Raw genomic sequence first — 15102 nt, forward strand, 5'->3', positions numbered from 1 at the left:
TAACAAGTTATGGCATACAGTGAAAAAGTAATCGACCATTATGAAAATCCGCGCAACGTAGGTGCGTTTGACAAAAACGATCCCTCTATTGCGACCGGGATGGTCGGCGCTCCGGCGTGTGGTGACGTGATGAAGTTGCAGTTAAAAATTAACGACAGCGGCATCATCGAAGACGCTAAGTTCAAAACCTACGGTTGTGGCTCAGCCATTGCCTCTAGCTCGCTCGTCACTGAGTGGGTGAAAGGCAAATCAATTGAAGAAGCAGCCCAGTTAAAGAACACCCAAATTGCTGAAGAGTTAGCGTTGCCACCGGTAAAAATCCATTGTTCTATTTTGGCCGAAGACGCCATTAAAGCGGCAATCGAAGATTACAAAAAGAAACACGCAAATTAATAAGTAGGTTCAAGCATGGCAATTAGCATGAGCGAAGCGGCGGCGCAACGCGCCCGTGCGTTTCTGGAACAACGTGGTAAAGGCGTAGGCATCCGGTTAGGCGTTAAAACCACCGGCTGCTCTGGCCTCGCGTACGTGATGGAATTCGTTGACTCGATAGAAGACAGCGACACAGTTATCGAAGATAAAGGCGTGAATATCATTATTGACGGCAAGAGTTTAGTGTACTTAGATGGCACTGAAATCGACTTCGTTAAAGAAGGCCTCAACGAAGGCTTCGAGTTCCGTAATCCCAATGCTAAAGGTGAGTGTGGTTGCGGCGAAAGCTTCAACGTCTAACCCACCTTAGTGCCGGGTAGCCGCTAGTGGCTGCCCCCATGTTCGGTAAAAGGTTAAGCGTAACCATGAACCATTTTGAGCTATTTGATTTACCCGCCGCATTCAATCTTGATGCGGCGGATTTGCAACAGCGCTATCGTAAGTTGCAACAAACCCTGCATCCAGATCGCTTTGCCAATGGCAGTCAACGTGACAAATTGCTAGCGGTGCAGCGCACGGCACAATTAAATGATGCCTATCAAACCCTGCGTAACCCGCTGCTACGGGCCGAGTATATCCTGCAACTGCGCGGGCTAGATCTAGCGCACGAGCAAACGACCCTACAAGATCCTGAGTTTTTAATGGCGCAAATGGAATGGCGCGAGCGTATCGCTGAGCTTAACGACTGGGAAGAAATTGACGCCGCCTTGCGCGAATTAGCAGTAGAAAGTCGAGATTTACAATCCGAGCTAGAGCAGCACATTAACGCCGAACAGAATGAGGCCGCTGCCAACAGCATTCGCAAGCTTAAGTTCATGTTAAAATTAGAACACGAGCTAGAAGAAAAAAGCGAATAACGATAAACGAATTTGAGGTTGCCCCATGGCATTATTACAAATTGCGGAACCCGGCCAAAGCACGGCACCGCATCAGCATCGGCTCGCCGCTGGTATCGATTTAGGTACAACCAATTCATTGGTGGCAAGTGTCCGTAGTGGCACTGCTAAAGTATTAGTCGACGAGCACGGGCGTGCGATTTTACCATCGGTGGTGTATTACGGTGCCGACACCATTGCTACCGGTTATGACGCTATAGCCAAGCACCAAGACAAGGCCATCGCTACTGAAAACACCATCGTCTCGGTGAAGCGCTTTATTGGTCGTACCATCGCTGATGTTCAGAAAAATTTCAGTAACTTACCCTATCGCATGAGCGAAACGGACAACGGTGTCCCGGTTTTCCACACCGCTGCCGGTGAGAAAAACGCCGTAGAGGTATCAGCTGATATCTTACGCACCTTAGCTGCGCGCGCTGAAGCCTCTCTTGGCGGCGAGTTAACGGGCGTCGTTATCACCGTGCCTGCCTACTTTGATGATGCTCAGCGCCAGAGCACCAAAGATGCTGCGCAACTCGCGGGCTTAAACGTGTTACGTTTGCTCAACGAACCCACCGCTGCCGCAGTCGCTTATGGCTTAGATACCGGTCGCGAAGGCCTGATCGCCGTGTACGATTTAGGCGGTGGTACCTTCGATTTATCGATTTTACGGCTGCAAGGCGGCGTCTTTGAAGTGTTGGCCACCCATGGTGACAGCGCCTTAGGCGGCGATGATTTTGATCAGTTGCTAGTGCAGTGGTTAAAACAGCAATGGCAATTGCCGAGTGCGGTAGATGCGCGCACGGAGCGCGAGCTGATCAATGCCGCCAAAGCTGCAAAAGAACAGCTTACCGAGCACCAACAAGTGACGCTCACGTGGCAGGCCGAAGCCGATTCGCCAGCCGCCGGCACCGTGCAGGTGCAAGCTGAAACTGAGGCTAGCAGCGCCGCTGCGAGCCAACAGCTAACGCTAACCCGAGACCTATTTAACGAACTGATTGAGCCGCTGGTGCGGCGTACTTTGACCACCTGTCGCCGTGCTCTGAAAGACGCTGGCGTGAGTGCGGATGAGATCCAAGAAGTGGTGATGGTAGGTGGTTCAACCCGCGTACCACGAATACGCACAGCCGTAGGTGAGTATTTTGCCCGCGAGCCGCTGACCTCCATCGATCCTGACCAAGTGGTGGCTATCGGTGCGGCTATTCAAGCGGATATTCTTGCTGGCAATAAGCCCGATTCTGACATGTTGCTGTTGGATGTGATTCCATTATCTCTTGGCCTAGAAACCATGGGAGGCTTGGTCGAAAAGGTCATCAGCCGTAATACCACCATCCCGGTCGCTAAAGCACAAGAATTTACCACCTTTAAAGACGGCCAAACCGCGATGATGATTCATGTGGTGCAAGGCGAACGCGAGCTGGTTGATGATTGTCGCAGCCTGGCCCGCTTTGTGCTCACCGACATCCCGCCGATGGCCGCCGGCGCCGCACATATACGCGTGACCTTTCAAGTGGACGCCGATGGTTTGTTGAACGTCACCGCAATGGAAAAATCTACGGGCGTCAGTGCGTCCATCCAGGTAAAGCCGTCGTACGGTTTAGGCGATGACGATATCACTAAAATGATTCAGGCCTCGATGAGCAACGCCAAAGAAGACATGGCCGCACGCATGTTGCGCGAGCAACAAGTAGAAGCAGACCGTGTGTTGGAAGCACTTAGCAGTGCGCTAGCCGCCGATGCTGAGTTGCTCGAAGCTAGCGAACGCGCCACCTTGGATAGCGCCATGGCCGTCTTACGTGAAGCCCGCCACGGCACCGACACTGCGGCCATTGAACAAGCCATTGCTGCGGTCGACAAAGCCAGTGATGAATTTGCTGCCCGTCGTATGGATGCTAGTATTCGCAAAGCGCTCTCGGGCAAAAAGGCCACCGAGCTGTGAGTCTCTAATAGCTAATATCTAATAGCTAGTAGTTAATAACGAAATTGAGGTTTAACCAGTATGCCGAAAATTATTTTTTTACCGCACCACGAGCTGTGTCCAGAAGGCGCTGCAGTTGAAGCTAGCGAAGGCGAAAGCGTGTTAGACGTAGCGCTGCGCAATGGTATCGGCATAGAACATGCCTGCGAGAAAGTTTGTGCTTGCACCACCTGCCACGTGTACGTGCGCGAAGGCTACGACTCGTTAGATGATATCGAAGAAAACGAAGATGACATGCTCGACAAAGCCTGGGGCCTAGAGCCAGAGTCGCGGCTAAGCTGCCAAGCACGAGTGCACGGCGAAGACTTAGTGGTCGAGATCCCCAAATACAGCATCAACCACGCCAAAGAAAATCATTAGCTGACGGCGGATAGCTGGCTGCAAAGAACTGGCGGCTGATAGCAGCTGCTGAAAAAGCGCACATAGGTGGTCGTTATCGGCTGGTTATGGCGCTTTTTTTGTCCCCGTCGTTTGTCCGTTAGCCAGCCGCTTCATCTCGCACCTGTCGTAGCCAAACCTCAGCCAAGCCAAGCTCTACCTGCTATTTATGGGCAGTTGCCATGAGCTTGCTGAACCTCTCCTAAACAATTGCCGCTGCACTCATGGGTGCACCGCGGCATGGCTTACATCCTTTTGACCCCCTTAGCAAAGTTAGTAAAAGTACAGCTTCTGTTGCGGTAACTGCAGAGCAAGGACGAGAATCACTAGCTAGCAAGGATGCTGGCACCTTGCCATCTCAGTTAAGCATAACCTTGGGCTTGCCTGGTTTAGCGCAAACGCCGTTGGAGCGGCAGTTAGCTCAGCTAGTAGAGACTAAAACAAACGGAGTGGCGAATGAACAAAGCAACATTCTTGCTGGCGATTTTAATCGGGGTCGGTATTTTGACAGGTTGCAGTAGTGCAGAAGATGAAACCAGCAGCGGTAACAGCGGCGATGGCAGTGGTGAACTTATCCATGCCAGCAGCGATAGCGCTGACATTTTATTTCAACAGCCGTTATCGTTAGATGTGCTTGCTAACGACAGCAGTAAACGCGATGCCGAGTTAACCCTTGTCGCAGCGGGCCCAGCACCAGAGCAACAGCTGCAGGGTGCCGTAACGATTATCGGTGGCCAGTTACACTACACGCCAGCTGCCGATTTTGTTGGCGTTGAAGAAATCTGGTACCAAGTGAGCGATGGCACTGAACAAGTAAGCGCCAAAGTCACCTTAACCTTGCTCGATAGCCTGCAATTGAGCGGTACTGTTAGCCCAGCTAATTTGGCTACGGCTGGGTCTGTACCGGTTGAAGTCAGCAGCATGATCGATGGTCGTCGCTTTAGTAGCTATGCCGATGCCCAGGGTAATTATCAGTTATTGATTGGTTACCTGCCAAGCACGGCAGATGCCAATGACGGCGGTATGCCAAACGAGTTGGCGACCACAGAGATGGTCGAAGTGGTAGCCAGCTTCGCCACAGACCAGCATGCGGGGCAGACCTTACAGTTAGCTTCCGGGCTGGCTCCCATCAGCGAACTCTTTCAACAGGCCGTCACCGGCAAGGTTACGCTTGCCGATTCTGCCGCTAGCATTACCGGCGCGACCTTGAATCAAGAGCTATTGCCGGGGCTCGCTATCACGCCGTTGAGCACCGCACTAAGCATGCAGGTTAAGCAGTATTATCAGGCCAGTGATTTCTCTAGTAGCTATACGTTGCAGCAACTCACTACCGCCCTGAATAACTCTGATATCACTCAACTAAGCGAGCTAGCCGGGTTAATTTATTTATTATGTACCCATCCAGACTACCCGCTGCCACCCGAATATTCATCCTGGTACATGTATTTCACGGATTCTGAGGCGTTAACGGAAGTATTGACCCAGGCGAAACAACACAATGATTTTGGTCCTGCCCTAACTGCATCTTTAATGACTGCACCCACCATCCCGATGGATAAGATCAACCACTTGGCTGATACCTACGTACGTATGGCAAGTAGCCAAGATGAAGGTTTTGATTTTAATGGCTTCTATTATTTCATCGATGAGCACCAGCGCCTTACCTATTTCCCCACAGATGGCTGGTTTGCTGATTGGACGAGCAATGGCTGGACGCTCAGGTATGCTGGCTTTGACGTAAGCCGAACCATTGCCAACTTTATCGACGACCATGCTCATCAGTACGATCCGGCCTTGTTCGACTTGTTTGTGCAGAGCGTAGCAAGCTTAGATCCGCAAACACCACTTGAGGATATCGATGATGACCGAGTTGAAATCCGCCCTGTGTCATACCAGAACGGGCATATCTATGCGGTGTTTGAGGTACTGAGTGAATTCAAACCTATTCCGTTCACTTATCAGGGGGTGTCTTACGAACTACCACGATTAACCGTAAATCCCCCTACCACCTATATCGAGCACGGCGTAGCAACGGCGATGTTTGCATCAGCGCGAACCTTCGACATCAGCGAGGGGAGTCAGTTTGTCATACCAGGTGTGTTTTGGGAGTACAACAATAACGAAGACCCCCTTGCAGATGCTGGCGAGCTGCTGTATTCCCCATTATTGGCAACCTTCCATCCACAAACAGAGTTCGCAGGTAGCTTTACCCGTCGCCATTTAGACTCGGGGACCTATCAACTGAATGCCGATAAAACTATCCTCTCGCTACAATTTGATGACCCAAGCGTGTCTGCGGTGAGCTACCAATTAAGGTATATCAGTGATGACCCAAGCTTACCGAAAGTTTTTATTACTGAAATCCAGCAACTGGCTGATGGCACCATCTGGCAACCTACTGTAGATGTTTATTGGCCTGCGGTGCAAAATCTTGATAGCGTGGCAGCCCTGCAAGGCAAGTTACTCTTTAAAAATACTTTTTTAGTTACAGATGAGGATGGAAATATAGCCCCTCTAGAGCAGCAATCCAGTTTTCTTAAGGTCTATTTATTGGGAGCAGATAATCATGCGCCATTTATTAGTGTGATGTGCGCCGAAGCAACAGACGATCTTACCTGTACTAAAGCCAAGCTAGTTTCAAGTGACATGGGCGATACCTGGCACAGTTATCAAGATCCCGAGTTACCCGATCAGCAGCCACGGGTACTGTTTAATGGCGATTGTATTAACGGCCGCTGCGGTGGTGAGTTGTGGCAAGTAGTCGGAGTAAGTCCCGAACGACAATTGGTGGCGGTCTATCTTCATGACGAAAGCCCAGCTGGTACCGAGGAGTATGGCCCTGCGGTGCGGCCGTTCGGCACCAGGGTGAATGATTCCTTTGGTTTGCACTTGTTTAAGTATGTCGACCCAGCGGAGTATGGGCTGTAACGGCACTGGCGCCGCTCATGGTATGCTTGAATAGGTTCGACACCATGGGCGGCCTTATCTTTGTAGGGCTGCAAGCACCAGCAAGCTACAACGGCACATGCCAGCTGAGCACCCATAAGTCTAAGCCATCATTGGGTTTCGCCAAATCCGCTTGGGAATAATGAGAGTAGCCCAAACTTACCCGGGCTTTAGATTCTTGGTCGTATTCCCAACTTAAACCAATCCGATCTTCAAATTGGAATGAAATTGAAAGCTCACGGCCCGCCAAATGCTGCTCATCAAATAGCGACACGCCAATGCCAGCTTCGAGATACAGTGGCTGTTTCCAATCGGTTAATCGCCATTGCAAGACTGGACTGAAGGTGAGGGCATTGATACGCTCGCTTGATTCTTGCGTGTTTTCCCAACTGTTGATGGCTGCCTCATAGTGAACCCGAGGCGACCCTATCGCAGCTAACCAGCTGGCTGGCAACGGCTGCCAAGCATCGGTCCAGCGATAACCAAGACGCAGGCCATCAATATTGCTAGCAGAATAACTGACTGCTACATGCAGTTCATCGGCATAACTTTTGGGGAGGATCATGGTACTGGCAAAGACTGCTAATAACAGCAGGCTGTATAGGGTTTTTCTTAATTTATTCATGGTGTTGAATCCTTCAAAACAAACGATAGCAACAAGGATTAGAGATGCCGCTATTTTACATACATTCGTGTATGTATGTAAGCATTCAAGCTCATGAAAAGATCGATTGAAGAGTTCGAGAAAACCGACAGGTTTGCTTGCTTTTTAATCAGCTGCGATAAAAATCAATCACCTAGTGAAGATGGCAAATGTCGCTATAACTAGCAGCAAAACTGGATTTATTACGCGGCATATAATTATTTGTAACTAATTGGTTGACAACTTGTTAACACGGCTACATAGTAAGCAACGAACAACAGTTATCAATCCGGCAATAGGAATGCAAAAATGAAAAAAACCAATCAATTCGCACTATCGCTTATCTGTATCTCACTGCTTACCGCCTGTGGCGGCAGTAGTAGCGATGATGTCGATCCACCCATTCTTGAAGAGCAAGGCCCCTTTACTCTGGCCGGCAGCGTGAGTGGACTTAACGGCGAACTAGGCGTTACCGCCGCTGATGAGACCCTGACCATAAGCGCCGACGGAAGCTTCGAATTCACCAGCGAATTCGATAGTGGTGACACAGTAGCGGTCGAACTAAGTGCTATTCCCACGTTGCAATCGTGCAGCATCACCTCAGCTAGTAGCTTTACTTTCGCCAACGCTGATATTGATGATTTAACCATCGAATGCCGAGATCTTGAGCTGTATACCCCGGCCGATGATAGTGCCAGCACCAGTAACGATACGGCCGTTACCATCGATGTGTTAGCAAACGATAGCAGCGAACTGGACGTGGCGTTAGCAATCACCAGCGTGACCGAGCCTGAGCACGGCACCGCTGAAATTGTAGACAACAAAATCGTCTATACTCCAGCTGCAGGGTTTGCTGGCACCGATACCTTCACCTACACAGGTACCGACGGTGAGGCCGAAGGCACCGGCAGCGTTACTGTGACTGTTGCGCAAACGGTTGCCATTGCTGGTCGCGCTATTGACTCGCCGATTGCCAATGCCACCATCACCTTAACCGTGGGTGAGCAAACGTTCACCACCACCGCCGATGCAGATGGTTATTTCAGCTTAGATTTAGAACTATTGGATTTAAGCAGCGATGCCGTACTTAAAATCACTGCCACCGGCGCCGGTGAGCAAGAGTATGTCACCTTGAACTCGCGGTTAACCACAGTGGCTGAACTCCTGGCGCTCGCAGGAGATGACCGCGTGTTGTCGGCGGAAGAATCAAGCAACGTGGTGATCACCCACGTCACTACTGCCATCAACCAGCAATTAGAAGTATTGGCGCAGGATGCTCAGATCACAGCGGCTAATTTCAATGAGTTGCTGATGCAACTTGATGGTTACTTAACCATGGAGATGGCAGCACTGATTAAGCTGTTAGTCGATGACGAAAATTATAGTTTGCCGGAAGGTTTCACGAGTATCGCTGACTTTTTAAACGATGCCGATGCCTACAATACGTTGTTGGCACAGGCCGATGCCGCTGGTGATTTACAAGCCATGATTGCTGCCACCGCAGCCGATAGTGAATTAGTACCTGCCATTGATCCAACCGAGCTCGCTGGTGCTTACATGCTGTTCTACAATTACCACCGTTACAATGCTCACCAAAACTATGTCAGCTACTCTATCGATGAAGACGGCGCGCTCTTTAGACAGGGCATTTATGATGGTGAATCAGAGCATGTGCCTTTTGTTGATGGTAAGTGGGTTGGTCCGTTGCAAACAACAGCCCGATTCATCCCATTAAACTCCTTTGTGAATAATTATGGCCATCTTTATGATGCTGATTTACTAGCAAAATTTGTAGCCAGCCAAGAAGGCTCAACCACCGCTGGCAGTGTGCCATTAACTGTGAGTAGTTATCTAGAAGCGATGCCGTTAAGTGTAGTGGGTGCGAGTCTGACTATCTATGAATCGTATGAACTCGAGTTGGCACCTATTCCGTTTGAATACGAAGGTGAGCAATTAGAACTACCTGCGGTGTCACCCGAGGGGAGTGCATACACCAACACCTACACGCGAGCTGAAAGTTTGATTAAAGATCTCACGTTTGATCTATCAGCGCCAACGGAATATGCCTACTACGGTGAGTTTTACGGATACAATAACTTGACGTTTGATGGTTTGCCCGACGATGTGTATTACTTTACCCGCATGGCTTATAGTTTTTACCCCACGTCTGAATTTAGCGGTACTTTTGATCGCGACGTGCTCGAAGGTGGTAGCTACGAGTTAAGCCCAGACAAAACGAAGTTAACGCTCACCTATAACGATCCGAACATGAATTACTACGCTGAAGATTTGTATCTGTTAGACGACCAAGAGCATGCGCAAATTGTGCTTACCAAGCGTCATCTTAAAAACGGCGGTGAGAATTGGAATACAAACAATATGCCTAGCATCGATCACAGCTTGGATACCGCCAACATGATTGCCGATAAGACCATCTGGGATGGCGTTAATGGCGAGGGTAAGTTAACGCCATTAACCGCTCGCATTGGTGGTGGTGGCTATCGATACAGCAGCGATGGTAACTATTATATCGTCGATATTGAGTGTGATGAAGTCGCACCGGGTGGTGATATGTGGGACGACTGCCTCTCGGCTAGCATCGAGCCACGTAGCTTGCCATCTGGGAACTGGGAAGATGTTGATGGCAATAGTATTTTAGTGGGTAAGAGCTGCTATCAAGACCAATGTGGTGGTAGCTTCCGTCGATTTGTGGCGAGCTACGATAATGGTGTGATGGCGCTGCTATCGAGTAGTAAGTTCCCGTACGGTACTGGTCCTTACAATATTTACGTTGAGCCAGGCAAAATGTACTTTATGGCAGGTGGAATGACTTATTACAAAGCCAGCGAAACCGGTGAAGAACCGGTACCGGTTGCTGCAGCTAGCTTGATTGAAGTGCCAACCGCAGCTTATCAGCGCAGCTCAAGCTGGACGCCAGACCCGCTGCGGTTAACCAAGCCGTTTGCTGAAGTAACTGAGAAATAAAGGCTTGGAAAACAACTAGGAAAATAGGTTGGAAAGCAAAAAGGGCTCACCCATCGGGTAAGCCCTTTTTTTATTAACTGCAAATATTAACCGCAAATATTAACCGTCAAGTTTCTCAGCAAAAGTCCGCTTAAACTTCGCCAACTTAGGATGTACCACTGCTTGGCAGTAGGCATTTTCAGGATTACGCTCCACGTAGTTGTCGTGATATTCCTCCGCCGGCCAGAATTTTTCCAGCGGCTCAACGGTGGTCACAATAGGCGCATCCCAGGTTTGCTCGCGCTCCATTTCCGCAATGATTTCTTGCGCCAAACGCTGCTGCTCATCGGTCTGATAGAAAATCGAGGTGCGATACTGGCTGCCAATATCGTTACCTTGACGGTTGACCTGAGTGGGGTCATGCAGTGCAAAAAAGATCTCATAAATCTCGCGCACGCTCAGCGAGGTCGGCTCAAAAGTGATTTGTACCACCTCAGCGTGGCCGGTATCGCCCTTGCAGACTTCTTCGTAGGTAGGTTCGGCTTTATGGCCGCCGGCATAACCCGATTGCACCTTTAATACCCCACGCACTTGCTTGAAGGCGCCTTCAAGGCACCAAAAACAACCGCCGCCTAACGTAATTTGTTGCGTCATAACTTGTAAACTCCGTCGCAAAAGAACGAAAAGACATCCCACGAATAGACGTCTAGATGCCTGTATTAGATGGTGTTACTTTACGCCTGCAGCCATAGTTTGTAAAGCCTCTGATCAAGCCACAGCAACAAAAACGAGCGACCACACGCACGTGGCCACCCGTTTGTTATCGTTGCTGTTATCGTTGCTGAGAGGGGGGCGTTAGTTACAGCTCGCGGATATGAAAACGCAGCTCTAGTTCACGACCGTTGGCGTTGTCACCTTCAATCTCAATACGACCGCTATCATCAATTGAGATCTCTTCAAACACCGCCATGCCTTGGCTATTCGCCTGTTGCATCACTTGTTCAACTTGCGCCAAGGTCAAGCCCCACGGCTGTACGATCTTACTTTCTTTGCGCTCGTGCTTTACTTCAGCTGCGGCTCCGGCACCCTGAAACGTCACTTCGGCAAACCAGTTGTCGGCTAGCCAACCTTCCACTTCCAGTTGCGGGCGATGATCATCCCACTCCAGCTCATTAATATGGGTATAGCCGTAATTCTTAAGCGCTTGCAACTGCTCCATTTGGCTGTTGGCGGTAACTGCTGAGTTAGCTGCAACTACGGCAGTTGTGCCCATTAGTAATACGGCTGCTAAACTTACTACCAAGCTTTTGTTTGTCATAGTCTGTACTCCTTTGTTGATGTTGCAGCTATCCTATCAGCCTATCAATGAGCCTAGTATGAACCACTCGTTCATGTTTGGTTCATGTTTGTGAACCGTTTTTCGGGTAAGCTTAGCACCATGAACAAGTTATCTTATCTCATCTTTGTCACCAGTCTTAGTTGGGGCCTGCAAGCGGCTCTGGCTGCGCCCGCCGGCGTCTGGCCCGACAACAAGCAACAGCAACGTTTGTACCAACAAGTGCAAGCGGGCGAGGTGGTGTCGTTAGAAGTGATCTTGGCGTATTTACGCGAGCGCTATGACGGCGAAATCGTGGAGATAGAATTAGAAGACGATGATGGTATGCTCGTCTACGAAATAGAGATGATCGGCCCCCAAGGGCAACGGGCCGAGTTTGAATTTGCCGCCCGTACTGGCGAGCTAATGAGCGTAGAAGGGCGTCAGTTAAAAGCCATGAGCAAACAGCCATGAGTTATCGGCCATGAATGATGGGCTAGGAACCATCGGTTATGAACCATCAGCTATAAATCATCAGCTAGGAACCATCGGTTATGAGTAACTTGCATGAAAATTTTGATTGTGGAAGACGATATCAAATTAGCGCAAAACCTCACCAAGGTGCTGACCGAGGCCGGCTATAACGTCGACCACGCCGGTACCGGCGCCGCGGCTGACTATTTGTTAAGCACCGAAGTGTTTGATTTGCTGATCTTAGATTTGGGCCTCCCCGACGGCCAAGGCAGCGATTGGTTGCAGCGCTGGCGTCAAGCTGGCATTGGTATCGTCACGCTCATTTTAACCGCGCGCGGCACGTGGGCTGATAAGGCTAGCGGTTTTAATGCTGGCGCTGATGACTACTTGGTAAAACCTTTTGCGGTGGCTGAATTATTAATGCGCGTTAAGGCGCTTATCCGCCGCAGTTACGGCCAAGCTCACCCACATTTAACCGTTGGTGAGGTGGTCTTCGACACCCTCACCAATCAGCTCAGTAAACAGGGCATGCCGGTTAAGCTTACCGCACAAGAAACCAAGCTGATCAGCTACTTAATGCATGCCAGCGGTCGCATCGTAAGTCGCACCGAGTTACACGACCACGTGTACGACCGCGACGAAGAGCCGGACTCCAATGTTATCGATGTTCAAGTTGCCCGGCTGCGCAAAAAACTCGGCCGTGATTTTATCGAAACCATTCGTGGCCAAGGCTATCGGGTGCAAGCCCCAGCGGTTGATTAACATGCCAAAAGCGACTCGCACGGTACCACCTATCAGCATACGTCAGCGCACGATAATCGCAGGCCTGGTGTTGCTCTTGGTAGCTCTGCCTAGCGCAGGATGGGCCCTCAGTCATGCCTTCGAACGCTCCGTTACCGCGTCGTTCGATGCTCGCCTCACCGCTTGGCAAAACGTGCTGGTGGCTGCCTTAGAAGTGAACGCCATGGGCGAGTTAGAAGTTCAAGATAAGTTAGGTGACCATCGTTTTCATGAGATTTATTCGGGGTGGTATTGGCAGATTAGCAGTGCCGAACAAACCCTCGCGCTGTCGCGATCGCTGTGGGACCAACGCTTGCAACCGAGCGTTGATGGCGTTGTGAATAACTTGATCTTGCGCCCCGGCATTGGCCCACAGCAGCAAGCCTTACGCGTGTCTGAACGAGATTATTTGCTCGCTCAGCTCGAACAGCCGATTCATGTGATGGTGGGCGGCCCCGTGGCCGAAATAGACCGCGAAGTAGCCGCCTTTAACCAAGTGTTGTGGCTTGCTTTAGCCGGCCTAGCCGCCGTCTTACTACTATTTCTCGCCGTCCAACTGCGCTGGGTACTCGCCCCCCTCGCCAGCCTCAGCCACCAACTGCAGCGGCTCCGCCATGGAGGAACTTGCGGACCCAGCTCCGGAGCTGGGTCCGCAAGTCCCTCATCGCGGCTCGATAGCGCCGCTCTAAGCAGTGAGCTCAAACCGTTAGCTGAGGCACTTAACGACGTGCTTGAGCGCGATGAAAAGCTGCTTGAACACAGCCGCGCCGCAGCTGCGAATTTAGCCCATAGCCTCAAAACGCCGTTGGCGGTGATGCAAAGCCAACTAGCCGAACTACCGCCGCAGCTTGCTGCTGAATTCACTCGAGAAATCCATCGTATGGACCAAGTGGTACAGCACCACTTGGCGCGGGCAGCCGCAGTAGGTACTCACCAGCTTGCGGCTCATGCGAATCTGCAAGCAGCGCTACAGCCGATCCTCGCAGCCATCGCCAGCATGGCCAAACAGCGCCAACGCAAGTTCAGTTACAGCCAGCTTGACCAGCCGCAGCTAACTGCCATTGCCGTACGCGTTGCGGCTCCGGATCTACAAGAAATCGTCGGCAACCTGTTAGAAAATGCCTTGAAATATTCGCAGCAGCAACTGAGTTTCAGCGCAACTATCTCTACCACTACCGCTGCCACAGTCACTGGCAACGTTAAAGGCGTGGCTGATGCCACGGCAGCACCGCCAACGCTGTTGCTACAAATCGATGATGATGGCCCAGGCATGACCGACGAGCAGTGCCAGCAAGCTTTAGCAAGAGGCAAACGTCATGACATGTCGGTGCAGGGTAGTGGAATTGGCTTAACGGTTGCGGCCGAGCTGGCGCATTTGTATGGCGTGGAAATGCATTTGGGACCTAGCCATCTCGGTGGCTTACAAGTACAGTTACGTTTCAACTTATAACTGAGCTTAAACTTAAAACTGCGGCCGTCGTGCTGACGACCGCAACCGGTAGAAAACATCAAACCCAATTAAAAATGATAGCTGAAACCGACTTGCGCCAAAGCACTGTCGGAATTAACAAAGGTGTAGCCGAGCTCCACCGCCCAGCGTTGATTCACATAGTAGCGCCCAAGCAAACGCAAGTTTTGGTCTCCGGCGCCGAGATCCACATGGCCAAAGCGCGCATCAAGCTCCAACTGCTGATTCACCCGATGTCGCACGCCAACATTGAGTTCGTAGCCAGACTCGGTCACCGCCCCAATAGCATCGGCTTGGTCACCCCAATCAATCCGCCCCTGAATAAAGCCAAAGCCGCCATAAATCACGGTGTTCTGACGGTAACTGTGAGCGTAACCCAAGCCCGCATTAAGGCTCGTCATGGAGGCGTCATCCAAACTCTCGCGGTCCGCATTCAGGTAGCCAAACCAAGCATCGGTCAACATAAAAGATGCGCCCACAATCGCGCCGTTGGCCCAGTCATCGCCCCATTTAGCACTGGCAAAGCCGGCACTCACATAATCAAATGAGGGCGCAGGTGGCGGCGCCGGTCGATAGCCGTAACTGCGTGCCTGTGCAGTGCCGCTAGCCAGCCCTTGCAGCGCCAAAGCCAGCGCTCCAACCACCAAAACTCGTCCTAAACCATGCATAGATAACATCCTTATTCTAATGATAAAAAGTGCAGGTGTAAGTTAGTAACAAGCCACAATGTCCGCCAAACTGCGCCGGTAATTGGCGCAAACCACCTACAACCGTAAGCGCCCCAGTACCGTAAATTCAGCCGCAACAAGCAGCCAATCACTCAGCTTCACCCACCACCAAACAATCCCT

14 protein-coding genes are annotated in these 15102 nt (G+C 50.8%); 10 read left to right on the forward strand and 4 right to left on the reverse strand.

Annotated elements, in window-relative coordinates; genetic code table 11:
* Positions 1–9: 9 nt before the first annotated feature.
* From iscU to AB8S08_RS02245, 6 genes are all read left to right on the forward strand, one after another.
* Positions 10–393: a Fe-S cluster assembly scaffold IscU gene (iscU, locus tag AB8S08_RS02220; protein WP_369743318.1), complete on the forward strand. Its 384-nt coding sequence runs from the start codon at positions 10–12 to the stop codon at positions 391–393.
* A 15-nt stretch (positions 394–408) separates the two neighbouring features.
* Positions 409–732, forward strand: coding sequence for an iron-sulfur cluster assembly protein IscA (gene iscA / locus AB8S08_RS02225; RefSeq protein WP_369743319.1), 324 nt, complete (start codon positions 409–411; stop codon positions 730–732).
* A 65-nt stretch (positions 733–797) separates the two neighbouring features.
* On the forward strand, positions 798–1289 hold the full coding sequence (gene hscB / locus AB8S08_RS02230; protein ID WP_369743321.1) for a co-chaperone HscB: 492 nt from the start codon (positions 798–800) through the stop codon (positions 1287–1289).
* A 25-nt stretch (positions 1290–1314) separates the two neighbouring features.
* Positions 1315–3246 (forward strand): Fe-S protein assembly chaperone HscA, encoded by a 1932-nt coding sequence (gene hscA / locus AB8S08_RS02235; protein WP_369743322.1) that lies wholly within the window; start codon positions 1315–1317, stop codon positions 3244–3246.
* A gap of 60 nt (positions 3247–3306) precedes the next feature.
* Positions 3307–3645, forward strand: a complete 339-nt coding sequence (gene fdx, locus AB8S08_RS02240; RefSeq protein WP_153826866.1) for an ISC system 2Fe-2S type ferredoxin — start codon at positions 3307–3309, stop codon at positions 3643–3645.
* Positions 3646–4119: 474 nt separating this feature from the next.
* On the forward strand, positions 4120–6591 hold the full coding sequence (locus tag AB8S08_RS02245) for an Ig-like domain-containing protein (RefSeq protein ID WP_369743324.1): 2472 nt from the start codon (positions 4120–4122) through the stop codon (positions 6589–6591).
* Positions 6592–6676: 85 nt separating this feature from the next.
* Here AB8S08_RS02245 and AB8S08_RS02250 read toward each other — a convergent pair whose 3' ends face one another.
* Entirely contained in the window at positions 6677–7234 is a 558-nt protein-coding gene (locus AB8S08_RS02250; RefSeq protein ID WP_369743326.1) for an acyloxyacyl hydrolase, read from the reverse strand.
* A 327-nt stretch (positions 7235–7561) separates the two neighbouring features.
* Here AB8S08_RS02250 and AB8S08_RS02255 point away from each other — a divergent pair, with 327 nt between their 5' ends.
* The gene (locus AB8S08_RS02255) at positions 7562–10237 is read left to right on the forward strand and encodes an Ig-like domain-containing protein (protein WP_369743328.1); all 2676 of its coding nucleotides are present in this window, start codon (positions 7562–7564) and stop codon (positions 10235–10237) included.
* 99 nt (positions 10238–10336) lie between these two features.
* Here the strand turns inward: AB8S08_RS02255 and msrA are convergent, their stop codons facing one another.
* A complete protein-coding gene (msrA, locus tag AB8S08_RS02260; protein WP_313933007.1) occupies positions 10337–10870 on the reverse strand; it encodes a peptide-methionine (S)-S-oxide reductase MsrA in 534 nt (177 codons plus the stop codon).
* A 205-nt stretch (positions 10871–11075) separates the two neighbouring features.
* Positions 11076–11534 (reverse strand): hypothetical protein, encoded by a 459-nt coding sequence (locus AB8S08_RS02265; RefSeq protein ID WP_369743330.1) that lies wholly within the window; start codon positions 11532–11534, stop codon positions 11076–11078.
* Positions 11535–11654: 120 nt separating this feature from the next.
* On the opposite strand from AB8S08_RS02265, the gene AB8S08_RS02270 reads away from it, so the two are divergent.
* The 3 genes from AB8S08_RS02270 to AB8S08_RS02280 all read left to right on the forward strand — a co-directional run bounded on the left by AB8S08_RS02270 (position 11655) and on the right by AB8S08_RS02280 (position 14235).
* Positions 11655–12005: a PepSY domain-containing protein gene (locus AB8S08_RS02270; protein WP_313933009.1), complete on the forward strand. Its 351-nt coding sequence runs from the start codon at positions 11655–11657 to the stop codon at positions 12003–12005.
* A 93-nt stretch (positions 12006–12098) separates the two neighbouring features.
* Positions 12099–12767 carry a response regulator transcription factor gene (locus AB8S08_RS02275; RefSeq protein WP_110076507.1) on the forward strand — a complete coding sequence of 223 codons (669 nt, stop codon included), beginning with the start codon at positions 12099–12101 and terminating at the stop codon, positions 12765–12767.
* A 1-nt stretch (position 12768) separates the two neighbouring features.
* Entirely contained in the window at positions 12769–14235 is a 1467-nt protein-coding gene (locus tag AB8S08_RS02280; protein WP_369743333.1) for an ATP-binding protein, read from the forward strand.
* Between the two features lie 68 nt (positions 14236–14303).
* Here the strand turns inward: AB8S08_RS02280 and AB8S08_RS02285 are convergent, their stop codons facing one another.
* Positions 14304–14921, reverse strand: coding sequence for an outer membrane beta-barrel protein (locus AB8S08_RS02285; protein ID WP_369743335.1), 618 nt, complete (start codon positions 14919–14921; stop codon positions 14304–14306).
* Between the last annotated feature and the right edge of the window lie 181 nt (positions 14922–15102).

Origin of the sequence: Pseudidiomarina sp. PP-1MA, assembly GCF_041200125.1 — a bacterium.
Taxonomy (GTDB): domain Bacteria; phylum Pseudomonadota; class Gammaproteobacteria; order Enterobacterales; family Alteromonadaceae; genus Pseudidiomarina; species Pseudidiomarina fusca.